General features: G+C 73.0%; 14 protein-coding genes. 9 read left to right on the top strand and 5 right to left on the bottom strand.

Annotation, left to right across the window (positions count from 1 at the left end; genetic code table 11):
- Window positions 1-3: 3 nt before the first annotated feature.
- Window positions 4-900, bottom strand: coding sequence for a glycosyltransferase family 2 protein (locus tag FRAEUI1C_RS40065; RefSeq protein ID WP_013421809.1), 897 nt, complete (start codon window positions 898-900; stop codon window positions 4-6).
- A 344-nt stretch (window positions 901-1,244) separates the two neighbouring features.
- On the opposite strand from FRAEUI1C_RS40065, the gene FRAEUI1C_RS03020 reads away from it, so the two are divergent.
- From FRAEUI1C_RS03020 to FRAEUI1C_RS03000, 5 genes are all read left to right on the top strand, one after another.
- Window positions 1,245-1,475: a hypothetical protein gene (locus FRAEUI1C_RS03020; RefSeq protein WP_013421808.1), complete on the top strand. Its 231-nt coding sequence runs from the start codon at window positions 1,245-1,247 to the stop codon at window positions 1,473-1,475.
- A 351-nt stretch (window positions 1,476-1,826) separates the two neighbouring features.
- Entirely contained in the window at window positions 1,827-3,287 is a 1,461-nt protein-coding gene (locus FRAEUI1C_RS03015; protein WP_013421807.1) for an FHA domain-containing protein, read from the top strand.
- 91 nt (window positions 3,288-3,378) lie between these two features.
- Window positions 3,379-4,179, top strand: a complete 801-nt coding sequence (locus FRAEUI1C_RS03010) for a DUF305 domain-containing protein (protein ID WP_013421806.1) — start codon at window positions 3,379-3,381, stop codon at window positions 4,177-4,179.
- 294 nt (window positions 4,180-4,473) lie between these two features.
- Complete coding sequence (locus FRAEUI1C_RS03005) at window positions 4,474-6,033, top strand: SulP family inorganic anion transporter (RefSeq protein ID WP_013421805.1); 1,560 nt, start codon at window positions 4,474-4,476, stop codon at window positions 6,031-6,033.
- Window positions 6,034-6,260: 227 nt separating this feature from the next.
- Window positions 6,261-7,217, top strand: coding sequence for an acyl-CoA thioesterase (locus FRAEUI1C_RS03000; RefSeq protein ID WP_013421804.1), 957 nt, complete (start codon window positions 6,261-6,263; stop codon window positions 7,215-7,217).
- Window positions 7,218-7,224: 7 nt separating this feature from the next.
- On the opposite strand, the gene FRAEUI1C_RS02995 is transcribed toward FRAEUI1C_RS03000, so the two are convergent.
- Complete coding sequence (locus FRAEUI1C_RS02995; protein WP_013421803.1) at window positions 7,225-8,754, bottom strand: MFS transporter; 1,530 nt, start codon at window positions 8,752-8,754, stop codon at window positions 7,225-7,227.
- A gap of 751 nt (window positions 8,755-9,505) precedes the next feature.
- On the opposite strand from FRAEUI1C_RS02995, the gene FRAEUI1C_RS02990 reads away from it, so the two are divergent.
- Window positions 9,506-10,447 (top strand): JmjC domain-containing protein, encoded by a 942-nt coding sequence (locus FRAEUI1C_RS02990; RefSeq protein ID WP_232425278.1) that lies wholly within the window; start codon window positions 9,506-9,508, stop codon window positions 10,445-10,447.
- Between the two features lie 92 nt (window positions 10,448-10,539).
- Here the strand turns inward: FRAEUI1C_RS02990 and FRAEUI1C_RS02985 are convergent, their stop codons facing one another.
- Window positions 10,540-11,394, bottom strand: coding sequence for a sucrase ferredoxin (locus FRAEUI1C_RS02985; RefSeq protein ID WP_013421800.1), 855 nt, complete (start codon window positions 11,392-11,394; stop codon window positions 10,540-10,542).
- A gap of 632 nt (window positions 11,395-12,026) precedes the next feature.
- Between FRAEUI1C_RS02985 and FRAEUI1C_RS02980 the strand changes: the two genes are divergently transcribed.
- Window positions 12,027-12,509 (top strand): LppP/LprE family lipoprotein, encoded by a 483-nt coding sequence (locus tag FRAEUI1C_RS02980; protein ID WP_041258761.1) that lies wholly within the window; start codon window positions 12,027-12,029, stop codon window positions 12,507-12,509.
- 74 nt (window positions 12,510-12,583) lie between these two features.
- On the opposite strand, the gene FRAEUI1C_RS41550 is transcribed toward FRAEUI1C_RS02980, so the two are convergent.
- Complete coding sequence (locus FRAEUI1C_RS41550; RefSeq protein ID WP_269724389.1) at window positions 12,584-12,718, bottom strand: hypothetical protein; 135 nt, start codon at window positions 12,716-12,718, stop codon at window positions 12,584-12,586.
- A 31-nt stretch (window positions 12,719-12,749) separates the two neighbouring features.
- On the opposite strand from FRAEUI1C_RS41550, the gene FRAEUI1C_RS02975 reads away from it, so the two are divergent.
- Together FRAEUI1C_RS02975 and FRAEUI1C_RS02970 are read left to right on the top strand one after the other, a co-directional pair.
- Window positions 12,750-12,956 (top strand): AbrB/MazE/SpoVT family DNA-binding domain-containing protein, encoded by a 207-nt coding sequence (locus FRAEUI1C_RS02975; protein WP_157734792.1) that lies wholly within the window; start codon window positions 12,750-12,752, stop codon window positions 12,954-12,956.
- Window positions 12,953-13,663, top strand: a complete 711-nt coding sequence (locus tag FRAEUI1C_RS02970) for a Fic family protein (protein ID WP_013421797.1) — start codon at window positions 12,953-12,955, stop codon at window positions 13,661-13,663. Before FRAEUI1C_RS02975 ends, FRAEUI1C_RS02970 begins: the two co-directional genes overlap by 4 nt.
- 73 nt (window positions 13,664-13,736) lie before the next feature.
- Here the strand turns inward: FRAEUI1C_RS02970 and FRAEUI1C_RS02965 are convergent, their stop codons facing one another.
- Window positions 13,737-15,086 carry a winged helix-turn-helix domain-containing protein gene (locus FRAEUI1C_RS02965; RefSeq protein WP_013421796.1) on the bottom strand — a complete coding sequence of 450 codons (1,350 nt, stop codon included), beginning with the start codon at window positions 15,084-15,086 and terminating at the stop codon, window positions 13,737-13,739.
- Window positions 15,087-15,092 lie beyond the last annotated feature (6 nt).

The raw sequence follows: 15,092 nt of genomic DNA, 5'->3' as shown, positions 1-15,092 counted from the left end.
GGCTCAGTTTACGGACGCGGATCCACTTAGTTTCCCTGCGTGCAGGCAGGCGGCATCCCTGCGCTGCAGGCGGGCGGCATAGCCGACCATGAAGCGGACATGACGGGCCGCGTCGCGCAGCGAGTGCAGCTTCGACGTTCCCGCCCGCGGGTGGTAGGTGATCGGTACCTCCCTGACCCGCAGCCCGCTGGCCGCCGCCGCGACCACCAGCTCGGAGGCCAGCTCCATTCCGCCCTGGCGCGGCGCCATCCGCTCGTAGGCGGCGCGGGTGAACGCCCGCATGCCAGAGTGCGCGTCGGTGGTACGCAGCCCGAACAGGTGGTTGAGCATCCGGGTGAGCACCGGGTTCCCGATCCGCCGGTGGGTCCAGGGCATCGCTCCGGGCCTGATGTCGCCGGCGAACCGGGAGCCGAGCACGTAGTCGGCTCCCCCGGCGCGCAGCGGGTCCAGCAGCCGGGGCAGCTCGCCGAAGTCGTACGAGCAGTCGGAGTCACCCATCACCAGGTAGTGGCCGCGGGCGGCGGCGAACCCGGTCAGATAGGCGTTGCCGTAGCCGCGGCGCGGTTCGCGCACCACCCAGGCTCCGGCCTGTGCCGCGACCCGCGGCGAGTCGTCGGTGGAGCCGTTGTCGGCGACGACCACCTCGCCTGGCAGCCCGGCCGCGGCGAGCCCCGCGTGGGCCGCGCGGACGCAGCGCCCGACCGAGTCACGCTCGTTCAGGCACGGCATCACCACGGACACCAGCGGCTGGTCCCGTCCCGCTGCCGCGGGCGGCCCGGGCTCGGCGGCGCGGGGACGGACCGTCTGGGCCGGGCCGCCATGGGTGGGCGGGCCGTCGGCGGCCTCGGAAGTGGGGTGGGTGGCCGGGTATCGCTCCGGCTTGACGGTGTGCTCGGTCACGCAGTCTCGTCTACCCCCTCCAAAGCGCGGAACGCACAGTGTCCAGCTGGCATGAAATGACAACAGATCAGCGCCGTCCCGCTCGATTTCAAACCTCAGAGCGAGTGACCGATAACCAAGGGTGTCCAATGGGCGATCATCGGCCGCCGAATCGGGCTGGCTAACCGGGGGGTCGCTGGATCCTTGCCGACACCGTCGGGGATCGTGGAGCCGGTCACCACGTCCCGCGGCCGGTCCCGCCGTCGGGCGGGGCCTCAGGCCGTCGTGCGCGCCCGGAGGCATATCGGGGGGATCCAGGGCGTTGCCTGCCCCGACATCGGGGACGGCGATCGAGAGGAATCAAGATGGCGGATGTATCGGTGCGTTTCGCGATGACCGATGACAGCGAGATCGTGCTCAACCTCTCGCTCACCCAGGCAATCCGACTGACCGAGGCGATCGCGTCCAAGGTGAGCCAGGCGATGACGGAGCAGCCTCGGATGAACAACTCGATGACGGGCTCGATGCCCGCGGGCATGAACGGCACCGGCGGCTACCCGCCGGCCGGTCGCCCCGGCCCGTACGGCACCGGCTGACCGGCGCCCCACAACCGCGCCGGCACCCCACACCCGCGCCGGCATCCCACGACCGTGCCGGCACCCCGTCGGCGCGCTGGCGTGCAGCCGACAGCATCCGCCCGGGCGGCCGACGGTGGAAGATACGGAAAACCGCTCGTCGGACCGATAACCTGATCCCTGAAGATCGCACGCGCCCAGGGCCGGGTGAGTCGAGCAGGGTGCCCGCGTGACGCCGTCGGCGCCACCCGGGAACGGGCCGGCGGCGCGGCGGCAGCACACGGATCGAGCACGCAACGACAGCCCGGGCCGCCCCAAGGCCCGGGCGGCGAGGGCCGGCCACCGTCGGTCCGACGGGCGCGGAGGGGAACGATGGTGGGACTGGACCGTTTCCGGGTGGTCGTGGAGGCGGGCCGCGGCCAGGAGACCGGCGTGGTGGTCCGACTTCCCGGTGTCCTCATCGTCGCCAGGGTGGGCCGGCCACGGACGGCTGACACAGCCCGCCGGCTGCTCGACCTGTGCGCCGAGGTCGCCGCCGAGCCGGGTGACACGGCGAGCACCGGCCGTCGCCTGGTTCGCCGGGTCGCCGGCCTGCTCGCCGCCGCGGACCCCGAGGACGTGCCGGACTTCGCGTTGCTGACCGCCATCGGCGAGCGGATCGCCGCGCTGGTGCATGGCGCGATGGACGTCGCGGCCGGGGGCTCCAGCCCGATCACCCTGTCCGGAGTCGAGTCGGCCACCTGGGTGGACCGGCTGCTGCCGGACGGCATCACCCACCTGCACATCGCCCCGAGCGACCTGTCCGACGGCTCCGGCCGGCCCGGCGGCGAGGGCTCCGAGGTGACGGGCACCGGTCTCGGCTTCCCGCTCGACCTGCGGGTCGGCGCGGTGCCCGGCGTCGGCGCGAGCCTGCTGCCGGCTCGGGACGCTCCGCTGCCGACCCCGCGGTCGGCCGCCGGCGACCTGCTGTCCAACTACGGCTCGCCCCGGGAGCCGGCGACCGCCGCGGAGCGCATCCCGCTGCCGGCCGACCGGATCCCCGAGCAGCAGTCGGTCGCCCCGCCGCCGCTGGCCCCGCTGCTGACCAAGGAGGAGCAGGCGCACCGGGCGCAGTCCGGCTCCGAGCCGACCCAGGCCGCCGACTTCGACGAGCTGGAGTTCGACGAGTACGACGAGGATCCGCCGACCGAGCTCGCCCGCCCGGTGGGAGGCGCGGCCCACCACGACGACGCCCGCGCGCACGGCGAGCTGACCGAGGACGACGACAGCGAGGCGCTGACCCAGCTGCCGGGCCAGACGTTCACGGTCTCGGACCTGATCGAGGACGACGACGCGCCGACGATGTTGCCGGACAACGGCCAGGCGCAGGTCGAGGGCGTGCTGTGCCCGAACGGGCACTTCAACCACCCGCAGGCCCCGTACTGCGCCGACTGCGGCGCGTCGCTGTCGGCGCAGGAGGGCCAGTCGGTGTGGCGGCCGCGCCCGTCGATCGGTGTCCTGGTCTTCGACGACGGCCAGACGATCCCGCTCGACATCGACCTGGTGATCGGCCGCCAGCCCGACCGGGACGACGCCGTGCGGGCCGGGAAGGCCCGGCCGCTGGCCGTCGAGGACGGCGAGAGCGCGGTCTCCCGGGTGCACGCCGTCATCACCCTGAGCGGCTGGGACGCGGTGATCACCGACCGCGGCTCGGCGAACGGCACCTACATCGCCCCGCCCGAGGCGACCGTGTGGACCCCGCTGGAGCCGAACCAGCCGGCCCCGTTGGTCTCCGGCACCCGTGTCCAGGTAGGCAAGCGGACCTTCGTCTTCAACGGCCAGGTCAACGTCTGAGCCCGTACCGCCACGACCGAGCCACCACGACCGCGCCGAGGGCGGCCGCGGCGCCGACGGGACTAGCCTGGTCGCCGTGGCAGACAACGGGATGGTTTCCGCGCAGCGCACCGAGGCGCCGCCCGACGACGTGCCGGCGACCGACCGGCCGGTGACCGAGGGGCGGGCCGGCGACCTGCCAGCGCGGGACGTGCGGGCGGACGACGCGGCGCCGGCCCGGGGGCGTCGCTCCCGGCTGGTCTGGGCACCGCTCGTGGTCGTACTGGCGGCCGCTCTGGTCGCCGCCGGGTTCGGGCTGCGCGGGCTCACGAACGGCGCGCCGGGCAACGGCTCGGTGGACGCCGGCTTCCTGCGCGACATGTCCGAGCACCACGGCCAGGCCGTGCAGATGGGCATGCTCGAGTTCAGCCACGGTGCCGACCCGCAGTCGGTCGCGATGGGCCAGGACATCGCGCTCACCCAGCAGCGCGAGATCGGCGTCATGGGGTCCTGGCTGGCCGACTGGGGGCTCACCCAGTCGACCGTCGGCGCGCCGATGATCTGGATGGGTGGCACCGGCACGGCCGCCGACGACATGGCACACATGCCCGGGATGGCGGGTGGCGGCTCGCTGGGCACCCCGGTAGGAACCGACGGGGTCCGGATGCCGGGGATGGCCGGCGACTCGGAGCTGGCGCGGCTCGCGGCGTCCACCGGCCGGGACTCCGATGTGCGGTTCCTCACCCTCATGATCCACCACCACCGCGGCGGGGTCCTGATGGCGCAGTACGCGGCCCAGCACGCGGACCAGGACAAGGTGCGCGCGCTGGCGAAGGCGATGGTCGTCGTGCAGTCGGCCGAGATCCAGCAGATGGAGTTCGACCTGCAGCGCCTCGGCGCCCCGCAGGCGTAGCGCCGGCCCGGCGCCGGCTCGACCCTCGCCGCCGACGGCGCGACCTGCGGCGGGAGATGTCCGGACGGACCGGCGCGGACGTCAGTAGATGATCAGCGGTTGCGCATTAGATACGCTTCTGGTCGTTTCGACGGGTCGCTCGCCCGGCGCTGCGACGAGGGGCGCCATGCCCCACGCCCTCGGCCGGAGCCGGTCCTCCCGCCGCAGACCGGTCCGCTCAGCACCGCCGGGCGCCGTGCACGTCCGCCCGGGACGCCTTGCTACCGGTGCCGCCGCTCGTGTGAGGTTTCTCAGATGTCCGCACTGCCCGGCTCCGCCCCGGTGCCGTCGACCCCGGCCCGGCAGCCGCCCCGCGGCGCACTGGCCACGCTGCCGCTGTTGCGTGACGCGCTCCCCGCGTTGCGCCGGGCGGTGCCGGGGCCTCGGGTCGCGGGCGTCGAGCTGGTGGCCGGACTCGTGACGGCGCTGGCCCTGATCCCCGAGACGATCTCCTTCTCGGTCGTCGCCGGCGTGGACCCGGCCGTCGGCCTGTTCACGTCGTTCATCATCTGCACGGTGATCGCCTTCACCGGCGGGCGCCCGGCGATGATCTCCGCCGCGGCCGGCTCGATGGCGCTCGTCGCCGCCCCGCTGGTCCGCCAGCACGGCTTCCAGTACCTGCTGGCGACGACGATCGCCGTCGGTGTGCTGATGTTCGTGCTCGGCCTGGTGGGCATCGCGCGGCTGATCCGGTTCGTGCCACGCACCGTCATGATCGGTTTCGTCAACGCGCTCGCGATCCTGATCTTCACCGCGCAGATGCCGCACGTGTTCAGGCACGGCTGGCGGGTGTACCCGCTGGTCGCGGTTGGCCTGTTCGTGTTGGTCACGCTGCCCCGGCTGACGAAGGCGGTGCCGGCGCCCTTGGTCGCCGTGGCCCTGCTGACGCTCGCGACGACCACCTTCCACCTCAAGGTGCCCACCGTCGGCGACGAGGGCCAGCTGCCCACCGGCCTGCCGACGCCCACCCTGCCGCACGTCCCGATGGACTGGGACACCGTGCGGATCATCCTTCCGTACGTGCTGGCGCTGACGGCCGTCGGGCTGCTCGAGACCCTGCTGACCGCCCAGATCATCGACAAGATGACCGACTCGACCCACAACCCGCACCGGGAGGCGTGGGGCCTGGGCATCGCCAACGTGGTCAGCGGCTTCTTCGGCGGCATGGGCGGCTGCGCGATGATCGGCCAGGCGATCCTCAACGTGTCCACCGGCGGCCGGCGCCGGCTGTCGACCTTCGCGGCGGGCGGCTTCCTGCTGCTGCTGGTCCTGCCGCTGCACTCCGTCGTCCGGCTCATCCCGATGTCGGCTCTGGCGGCCGTCATGGTCATCGTCGCGGCGATGACGTTCGACTGGAACAGCGTGCGGCCAGCGACGCTGCGTCGAGTACCGGTTACCGAGACGCTCGTGATGGTGGCGACCGTCGCCGTCGTCGTGCCGACCCACGACCTCGCCTACGGGGTGGTCGTCGGCGTCGTGCTGGAGGCCCTGCTGTTCACCCGCAAGGTCGCGCACCTGACGAACGTGACGAGTGTGCTGGACCCGGACGGCACCGAGCGGATCTACGCCGTCCAGGGACCGCTGTTCTTCGCGTCCACGAACGATCTGGCGACGGCGTTCGACTTCGGTCACGATCCGGCCAGAGTGGTGATCGACCTGTCCGACGCGGACGTGCTCGACTCGGCGGCCGCCGCCGCGCTCGACGATGTGCTGCACCGCTACGAGGAGCGCGGCAGCGTCGCCGTGCTGACCGGGGTCGACCGCGCCAGCGCCGCGATGCTGCGCTCCCTGCGCCCGAGCGACACCGGCGCCTAGGGTCCCGCGGCCAGTCCCGCCGCCGTCCGCCGCGGGCCGTCCGCGGCGGCGGGACGACGCGTGGGTTCGGTCACTGAGCGCGTCGCCCATCGCGGCACGGCCCAGATAGTGGAGGCCGTGCCCGCCGCCAGGCCGCACCGGCCACGCGCGGGCTTCCGGCTGTTCTGGTGGCCTTCCGGCGACGTCGCCGCTCCTCGCGCCGCGCCTGGAAGCGGGATGGGGGTCCGTTGAGCGCGAGCACTGTCGACGCGGAGAGCGCGGGCACGGACGAGCTGGTCGCCGCCATGGCCCAGCTCGCCGCGACAGCGACGAGCGGGCCGGACCTGCCGCTGCCTCGCCATTCCGAACCGGCGGCGGGGCTCCGCCAGTTCGGCACGCTCGCCGAGGTGCTCGCGGTACTCGACCTCGCCGGCGACGTCACGCCCCCGGTGCCGGTGCGCTCACTGCCGAACGCCTTCGGCGGCGTGCTGGGCGCCCAGCAGCTCGCGCAGCAGATCGTGCTCGCCGAACGGCTGGCGCCGGGAAGGAGCGTCCAGACGCTGCACGCGGTCTTCCCGAACCCCAGCCGCTGGGAGCGGCCGGTGGACGCCGACTTCGAATGGCTGCAGGCGGGCCGGACGTTCGCGAACCTGACCCTGACCTTCCGCCAGGACGGCCGCGCCATCAGCCGCAGCGACGTGCTGCTCGCCGCGGACGGGCCGGACTTCGTGCGGCACGAGCCCGACCGGCCCGAGGGGTGGACCGGGCCCGAGGCGGCCCGGCCGGTCGACCACCCGATGATGCCGTGGGAGGTCCGCACCGGCCCGGGCCCGACACCGTTCTCGGTCGACCACTGGCAGCGGATTCCGGCGGCGCCGGACGACCCCACGGTGGCCCGGGCACTCGCGGCGTACGCCAGCGAACCACTGCTGGTCCCTCGGGTGATGGCCGACCACGTGGCGCGCGGCGAGGTCAGGATCGCCCCGGGGTCTCGGCTGGCGGCGAACATCATCGCCGAGACCGTCACGTTCGTCGAGGAGCTGGACGCGCGGGAGTGGCATCTGGTGCGGGTGTCCTCGCCGCATGCCGGGCGAGGCCGGGTGCTGGGGCGCGGCGAGGTCTTCCGGGCCGACGGCCGGCTGTGCGCGGTCTTCGAGTGCGTCGCGATGCTGCGCGTCCTGCCGCCGCGGCCGGAAGAGGTCTAGCCGGCGCTCAGCCCGCCTCGGCGGCGAGCGCGGGGTCGGCGTCGGCCGACGGCGTGACGACGACCCGCGGTGTCGCGGCACGACGCGGCAGGGCGAGCGCGAGCAGCCCGGCCGCGACCATCAGGCCCGCGGCGACCGCGATGCCGCGGGCATAGCCGGAGGTCAGCGCCACCGGGCGGGCCACGCCGTGGGAGCGCAGCGACGCCGTCCGGCTCGCGGCGACCGTCGTGAGCACGGCGAGCCCGATCGCGGCGCCCATCTGGCGGCCGGTGTTGATCAGGCCGGAGGCCAGCCCGGCCAGCCGCCCCGGGACGCCGGTCGTGGCGGCGCTGGTGGTCGCGACCATGTTGGTGCCGGCGCCCAGGCCGATCAGCAGCCCGGGGCCGAGCACCTGCGTCCAGTAGGAGCCGTCCGCCGAGATCTGGGTGAGCCACCCGAACCCGGCCGTCCCGACCAGGGAGCCGGCCAGGATCAGCGGCCGGGCGCCGACCCGGCCGACCAGCCGGGAGGCGATCTGCGAACCGGTGATGATCATGACTGGGATCACGAGCAGGGCGGTTCCACCGGCCAGCGGGCTCATCCCCCGTACCTCCTGGAGGAACAGCGTCAGGAAGTAGAACAGCGCGAACGTCGCCGCGCCGAGGAACAGCACCACGAGGTTCGCGACCGTGAGCGCGCGCATCCGGAAGATCGACAGCGGCACCAGCGGGTTCGCGCCGCGTGCCTCGACCGCGACGAACGCCGCCAGCAGCGCCGCCCCACCGGCCAGGCAGCCGGCCGTCCCCGCCGATCCCCACGGGTGGTCCTCGGCATGCACGATCCCGAAGACCAGCACGCCCAGCCCGGCGGTGACGAGCAGGGTGCCCGGCACGTCCAGGTCGCGCAGCCGGCTGACCTGGCCGCGCGACTCGGCGAGCACGATCCTGGCACCGACCAGCAGCAGCACGCCGATCGGGACGTTGACGAAGAGCACCCAGCGCCAGCTGGCCAGGTCGGTCAGCACGCCGCCGATGAAGGCGCCGCACGCGCCGCCGCCCGCCGCCGTGGCGCCCCACAGTCCGATCGCCCTGGCCCGCTCCCGGGCCTCGGTGAACGACGTCGTCAGCAGGCTCAGCGTGGCCGGCGTCAGCACCGCGGCGCCCACCCCCTGCGCCGCGCGAGCGAGGATCAGCGTCGCCGGGCCCTGCGACAGGCCGCCGACCAGGCTCGCCACCGTGAACAGCACCAGGCCCACGATCAGCACGAGGCGGCGGCCGAACAGGTCCCCGGCCCGGCCGCCGAACAGCAGGAGCCCGGCGAACGCGAGGGTGTAGGCGTTGGCCACCCACTGCAGGCCACTCGGCGAGAGCCCGAGCTCGCTCTGCATCGACGGCATCGCGACGTTCACGATCGAGACGTCCAGCACGACCATGAACTGGGCCAGGCAACAGACGACGAGGACCGCCCACCCGGGCCCGCGGGCCCCGCTCGGCCCCGGCGCCCCGCCCTCCGGCCCGGGACCGGGTTCCGCCTGCGCCGCCGTGTCGGTCATCGCCATCCTGAGCCTCTCCTCGCCACCCACCGCTCGCCGCCGACGTCGCGGCGCGAGGCCCGCCCCGCGCGCCGGGGGCCGGCTGACCTGCGGGGACGCGGGCCGCTGCCCACCGTACGGGGCGAGGCGGGCATAACGCGCGGGCGCGACGCGGCACCCGCCCGGGGGGCTTGACTTTCGGCGGCGGGGAATTCGTCGCCACGGGCTGGTTGCGCCAATGGGTTTACGGCCTCTATCATTTTGCTGCGACGCGCCCACACCAAAGGCGCGACTATCGGTGGGAGGGCTTCAGTGAACCCTTGTCAGCACTCCAACGATGACGATCTCGTGGTCTCCGTCGAAATTCTCGACGATGTACGGGACCGCTACGACGCCGAGCGGGCGGACCCCGACGGCAGCGACGGCTGAGTTCGCGAGGAATTGGCCGTAAGCGGCCAGCCACTAACCAGAGTTGACGAATTTGTATCGCGGGTCACAGGCACTGGACCACCTTCTCGTCCGAGAAATTGAGGGCGCGGTTGGTTGGCCAGACGCGACTCCGCTAGGCCGGGAGTTCGCGACTGGACGGTTCGCCGACCAGTCATTGGTCGAACGAATTATGACGCCGTCCAAAATATTGGATATCGTCACCCGTCGATTTGTGGAGCCGCCCCGGCTGCGCCTTTTCCAGGACAGCCGGGAGCTTCATCCTTCCGAATACCTGCGAGTTCAGGAAAACCGGCGGCGGCCCGCTGTCCGCACGCTGGACCCGACATCCGTGACAGCACTGCTGGATGCGGGCGTGACGCTCGTGCTGGACGGGCTTGAAACGTTCGACCCGATCGTCGAGGTCGCCACCCGCGCGCTGCGCTGGTGGTCGGGCGAGCTCGTGCAGACGAACGCCTACCTGACGACCAGGTCAGCCGACGGCTTCCCACTGCACTGGGACGACCACGACGTCCTCATCGTCCAGCTGGCCGGCGAGAAGAACTGGGACGTCCGCGGCAGCACCCGGTCGGCGCCGATGTTCCGCGACGCCGTGCCGAACGAGGTGGCCAGCTCCGAGGCCGTCTGGCAGGGAGTGCTGCGGGCCGGCGAGGTGCTGCACATCCCGCGCGGCTACTGGCACCAGGCGACCCGGGTCGAGCATGACGACCCGGTCAGTCTGCACCTCACCTTCGGCTTCACCCGGCGGACCGGGGTGGACTGGCTGACGTGGATCGCCGACCAGGCCCGGGAGCAGGAGCTCTTCCGCACGGACCTGACCCGGTCACCCGCGGAGCGGGAGGCCGAACGCGCGCGCCTGCAGGACGCGGCGATCGAGCTGGTGCGCTCGCTGCCGCCGGCGGCGTTCCTGACCGCGCGGGAACGCACCCGGCCGCCGGCCCGGCACGCGCCGACGCTGCCCTCGGCGCACGAGCCCGAGGTCGTCGTCTGCGTCACCGAGTTCGCCCCCCACGTGGAGCGGTCCGAGGGTCAGCTGGTGGTCTACGCGGGCGGCAGGAAGATCACCGTTCGCGACCGGGCCGCGGCCGCCATCGAGCTGCTGCTCAGTGGCTGCCCCGTGGATCTGGCGGCCGCCGAGGCCCGGGTCGGTTTCGACGTCCGGCCGCTCGCGCGCGTGTTCGTCCGGGAGGGGATCTGCGTCGGGCTGACCCCCGAGCTGGCCGCCGGCTACACCGGGCTGGTCACCGGTGGGACGCCCTGGAAGCTGGGCTGAGCGGAGGCTGGGCTGAGCCGGCCCGTCGTCACCCCTCGTCGGGGTGACGGCCAAGGTCGCCGGTCCGTGACGCAGGTCGTCGCGGCCGCGGCTCAGGCCGCTCCGGCCTCCTCCAGAACGTCGACCTCCCAGCCGTAGACAGGACGGCTGAGCGGGGCGGCGCAGGTGTACTGGATCGGCCGCTCGCCGCGCTGCTCGCGCGAGATCGCCAGCCGCCACCTGCCCTCGTGCGCCTCGACCACCACCTCGGACCAGCCCCGGTCGCCGGGCACGCTGACGACGGTGGTCGTGGGCGGCGTCAGCGGATCCCGGTGCCCGAACAGCTCCCGGTACCAGATCTCCGCCACGGACTCGGCCTGGGTCGACCCGAGCCGGCCACGCACGTGGCCGAGCGGCAGCAGGCCGTGCTCGACCAGGTCACGGACCTGTTCGTCGTCCAGCTCGTCCAGCCGGCCGAGCAGGTACCCACCGGGCAGCAGGATCGCGGTCGCGGAGAAACGGTCCCCGCCGAGGTGGCTCACGCCGTACACGGGGGCCTCGGGGGCGAGGGTCTTGACCCGGCGCAGGAAGCCACCGCCACGCAGGCCGCAGCAGGTGTCGTGCCGGCCGTGCACGCAGACGCCGAGGAACCACTCCCTGGGGCCGGCAGCCTGCCAGCCACCCCGCGACGCGCGGTAGATCCGCCGCCGGGTCGTGTCCCAGAAGAACGCCGGCTCGTTGGTCGGCTGGCCCGGGTACGGGCGGTAGAGCTGCATTCTGGCGCCGGGCAGCTCTGGGAAGAGGCCCGGGTCAGCCGGCGGGACCTGGTGCGGCCACGGCCCCGCGGACGGCAGGAAGCAGTACGCCCCGACATCCGGCACGGTGCCCCTGATGTCCTCGGCGGCCGACCGGGACTGGGTGCCGCAGCGCGTGGAGTGATGCGGGGCGACCTCGTTAAGCTGGGTCATCGGCTCGCCCGTTCGACGCCGGGCGCGTCCGGGCGCCCGGTGGACACGGTGTACGCCGTCGCGGTCCCGCGGACAGTCGCGGTCGCGGAACCGCTCGCGGTCCTGGAGACAGGAGCGGTCCTAGAACCGCTCGCGGTCCTGAGGACATCTGTGGACACGTCGCCGAACGCATGCAACCGTCGCGGCTCAGGGACAGCGGCCACACCGACACCTCCACACGAAACACACCAGCCGGGATAGATCAGGTTAGGTTAACTTAACACTATCGCGGATGGGCCGCAGCTGCCGCGTGACGCTGCTCCCCTCCCGTCGCCAGCCCGACACCGCCCGACAAACCGGTGAAACCGGGCCGGAGCGAAGAGCCGCACACGGGACCAGGCGCCCGTTTACTGGATGACGCCGCGCGCTCTGGGGTACCTGCCTCGCGACCGCCGCGACCTTGCCCCTGCTTCTCGGGCTCGCCAGGCCCAGCGGTCGGCGCGACCCGGCCAGCCGGCGACTCCGCCAGCCAGGACCGGGCACCCCACTCCGGCAGGAGGCGGACCATGGCCAAACCCATGATTCGAGACCTGGCTCGACGAGGCCGGCGCACTGGGGACGAGCCCGCTGGACGTCGATCCCGCGGTCGGCAGGTGGCCTGCGGCCTCGCGCTGTGTGGCCTCGCCTGGTTCGCCAGTCCTGGCGTCGCCAGCGGTGCCGCCAGCCCGCCGGCCTCCGGCCGGTCGCCTGCCGCCGGCCTGAACCTCGCCATCGGAGCGGTCAAGGCAGCCGGCTACACCCCGGCCGACACGTCCGGCTACGACCCCGGCCGAAGCCTGAGTGTGATCATCGGCATACTCACCGGCTCAGCCGACGGGCACCCGCAGCAGGCCTTCCTCTTCCATGACGGCCGCTACGTGGGCGTCGACGCGGGCGTCGCGAGCGCGTCCACATCCTGGGTGTGGTCGACCAACGACACCGTCGCGCTGCAGTACCAGCTCTACCGCCCCGACGACCCGATGTGCTGCCCGACCGGCGGCGCCACGACGGTCCGCTTCGAGTGGCTGGGCGGCCGAGTCGTCACGGCCGACCCCCTGCCGTCCGCCGACTGGAACGCACCCCTGAGCAGGCGGTGAGCCGCAGCGTTCCCACGTGACACCTGCGCGATGATCGCCGTTTTCGCCCTCGGATGGTCGTGAATCGGCCCCGGTCACAACCATTCGAGGGCTGAACCCGCGATCATGATCAAGGTGCGGAGCGAGTGGACCTTGGCGAGCCACACCTCACGGTCGAGAAATCGAGGTGCACGGCGAATCACGTCGCCGGGGATCTCGCCGTGGCGCATGTCGAGTTCGTACCTGAAGTATCGTGTTCGTATGCGCAAGAAGGTCGTCACGATCGGGAACTCGGCAGGCATCACGATCAGCCCGGCCGAGCTGCGCGCGCTGGGCGTCAGTCCCGGAGACACTGTCGAGGCGACCTTCCGCGCCGGGGTACTCGAGGTCCGGGCGGTGAGCCAGCACGAGAACTCCTCGCTGCCCGAACTGCTCGCCGTGATCAACGCGGCCCGGACCCGGTCATGACGTGGACCAGGCAGGAGTTCCTGGCCGACGTCGCCGGGACCGGGGTGCTGGCACCGGCCTACGCCGACGACGTGTTGGTGCGCCTGGCGCACCATTCGACGGCAATCGAGGGCAACACCCTCACCTTGTCGGACGCCATCACGCTGCTGGTCGACGAGCGTGCGCCCGTGGCCGGCACGCCGATGCGGGAGCTTTACGAGGTCGCCAACCACTACCAAGCCCTCGCCCGCGTGCTGCGGGCCATCTCGTCCAACGAGCCTCTGACGACCGGTCTAGTCAGGGACCTGCACTCCGCGCTGATGGATCACCTGACCCACGACCACGGTCAGTACAAGACGGCGAGCAACATCGTCGCCGGCGCCTCCTGGCGGCCAGCGCCACCTGACCGCGTCCCGGAGCTCATGCTCCAGTGGGCCGACCAGTCCGAGTGGCAGACCGCCAATCTTGACAATGAGGCCCTGCTGGAAGCGATCGCCGGGGCCCACATCGCGTTCGAACGCATCCATCCGTTCTCCGACGGCAATGGCCGCACCGGCCGCGCGATCATCGCTTACCAGACCATTCGCCGGTTCGGGTTCCCGGCAATCATTCAGGTCGCCCAGCGACCCGCCTACCTCGCCATGCTCGACGCCCAGGACACGCCGGCACTGACCCGGCTGCTCGCGGTCTCCCTCGCCGACGAGGCAGGCCGGCGGGCAGCCACGTAGCCGCTCGGGCAAAAGCAGATCTCCGCGTTTCGCGCAACACGCGCCGCGGTCCGGACAGACCCGGGCCGCGACGTCAGTGCGCGGGTGCGGAGAGTTCCGGGCCCAGTTGCGGTCCGGCCGTCGGCAGAGGGACGCCTGGTACGGGTGCCGGGTCCAGGATCTCCCGGGCCGCGAGGGCGCGGGTCAGGTCGGCGGCGAGGGTTCCGCGGGGCGCCACCTCGACCGGGCCGAGGCCTAGCCATCGGGACATGCCGGTCAGCTCGGTGGCCAACGCCGCGGCGACGACGCCGGGGCCGGGAAGGGCCTTGGCGGCTGCCCTGGTCAGGGCGTCCGGCTGGTGCTCCGGCGGTTCCAGCCAGGCGGCCTGGACCCGCAGCACGCCGGCGGCCCGGTCGGCCTTGAGGTCGACCCGGGCCACCAGGCGGTCGCCGAGCAGGAACGGCAGCACGTAATAGCCGTAGCGCCGGTCCTGCGCGGGCGTGTAGACCTCGAGCTTGACCTCCATGCCGAACAGCCGGCGGGTCCTGGCCCGTTCCCAGATCAGGGAGTCGAACGGCGAGAGCAGCGCGGCCGCGTCCACGCGGCGCGGGATGGTCAGCCCCGGCCGCAGGTACGCGGGAGCCGGCCAGCCGTCGACCGCCACCGCGACCAGGTCACCGGCCTCGACCAGCTCGGCCAGCCGAGGCCGCACGACCGCGGCCGGCAGCCGGAAGTAGTCGCGCAGGTCGGCGGCGAGGGCGACGCCGAGCCGGTCGGCGGCGTGCAGCAGCAGCGCCCGGTGCGCGTCCGCCGGATCCGGGTTGGGCGTGGCCCGCACGACGGCCGGCAGCACCCGGTCGGGCAGGTCGTAGGTGCGTTCGAACGTCGTCCGCCGCCCGGCGGCGCAGACCTGGCCGGTCCACAGGAGGAACTCCAGCGCCCGTTTCCCGTCGGCCCAGCCCCACCAGGATCCCCGGCCGGTCCCGGGCTCGGACAGCTGGGAGGCGGTCACCGGGCCGCCGGCCTCGACCTCGGCGAGCACCTTGGCCACGTAGTCCGACCGCTCCCGGCCGAAGTGGGCGAGCCCCTTCCACATTCCGTCGCCGGCGAGCGCGCCCGCGGCCCGCCAGCGCAGCAGCGGCTCCCAGCCGATCGGCACGAACGACGCCTCGTGCGCCCAGTACTCGTAGGCGTGCCGATGGCGGTGGACGTAGTCGTCGAGCGCCGGCCGCGCGTAGCCGCCGAGCCGCGACCAGCCCGGCAGGTAGTGCGACCGGCTCAGGACGTTGACCGAGTCGATCTGCAGGACGCCCACCCGGTCGAACAGCCACCGCAGCTGCCTGCGGTCGGCCGGCTTCGCCGCCGCCGGCCTGGCCCGCGCGAATCCCTGCGTCGCCAGCGCCAGCCGCCGCGCCTGTCCCGCCGTCAGCCGCTCGACCGTCATGGCCGC

This window comes from Pseudofrankia inefficax, from assembly GCF_000166135.1.
In the GTDB taxonomy this organism is placed as follows: Bacteria; Actinomycetota; Actinomycetes; order Frankiales; family Frankiaceae; genus Pseudofrankia; species Pseudofrankia inefficax.
This window is presented reverse-complemented; position numbering and strand designations above follow the sequence as displayed.

Coding starts and splice junctions, on each gene's coding strand:
- FRAEUI1C_RS03020 (WP_013421808.1), top strand. CDS start 1,245: ATGGCGGATGTATCGGTGCGTTTCGCGATGACCGATGACAGCGAGATC.
- FRAEUI1C_RS03015 (WP_013421807.1), top strand. CDS start 1,827: ATGGTGGGACTGGACCGTTTCCGGGTGGTCGTGGAGGCGGGCCGCGGC.
- FRAEUI1C_RS03010 (WP_013421806.1), top strand. CDS start 3,379: ATGGTTTCCGCGCAGCGCACCGAGGCGCCGCCCGACGACGTGCCGGCG.
- FRAEUI1C_RS03005 (WP_013421805.1), top strand. CDS start 4,474: ATGTCCGCACTGCCCGGCTCCGCCCCGGTGCCGTCGACCCCGGCCCGG.
- FRAEUI1C_RS02995 (WP_013421803.1), bottom strand. CDS start 8,754: ATGGCGATGACCGACACGGCGGCGCAGGCGGAACCCGGTCCCGGGCCG.
- FRAEUI1C_RS02985 (WP_013421800.1), bottom strand. CDS start 11,394: ATGACCCAGCTTAACGAGGTCGCCCCGCATCACTCCACGCGCTGCGGC.
- FRAEUI1C_RS41550 (WP_269724389.1), bottom strand. CDS start 12,718: ATGCGCCACGGCGAGATCCCCGGCGACGTGATTCGCCGTGCACCTCGA.
- FRAEUI1C_RS02975 (WP_157734792.1), top strand. CDS start 12,750: ATGCGCAAGAAGGTCGTCACGATCGGGAACTCGGCAGGCATCACGATC.
- FRAEUI1C_RS02970 (WP_013421797.1), top strand. CDS start 12,953: ATGACGTGGACCAGGCAGGAGTTCCTGGCCGACGTCGCCGGGACCGGG.
- FRAEUI1C_RS02965 (WP_013421796.1), bottom strand. CDS start 15,086: ATGACGGTCGAGCGGCTGACGGCGGGACAGGCGCGGCGGCTGGCGCTG.